Origin of the sequence: Shewanella sp. SR44-4, assembly GCF_014163715.1 — a bacterium.
Taxonomy (GTDB): Bacteria; Pseudomonadota; Gammaproteobacteria; order Enterobacterales; family Shewanellaceae; genus Shewanella.
In genome coordinates, this window is record NZ_JACJDU010000172.1 from 1 (window position 1) to 263 (window position 263).

General features: G+C 39.9%; 1 rRNA gene. It reads left to right on the forward strand.

The features are described 5' to 3' along the window. Positions 1-155: 155 nt before the first annotated feature. Positions 156-263: ribosomal RNA gene (locus tag H5125_RS21940) — 16S ribosomal RNA — on the forward strand; the annotation flags it as partial.

Here is a 263-nt window from a genome sequence, read left to right on the forward strand (position 1 = left end):
GCAATCAAAAAATTACAACTCAATGCAACGATGAATGTTCATAGTAATATGTACAAACATTTAATTGATTCTTCCGAGTCTTTTAAATGAAATCAGAATTCATTGAGCCGAAAGCTTCGTTCTTATTTATAAGGATGAGGTTTTCAAAAGAACTTTAATTGAAGAGTTTGATCATGGCTCAGATTGAACGCTGGCGGCAGGCCTAACACATGCAAGTCGAGCGGTAACACAAGGGAGCTTGCTCCTGAGGTGACGAGCGGCGG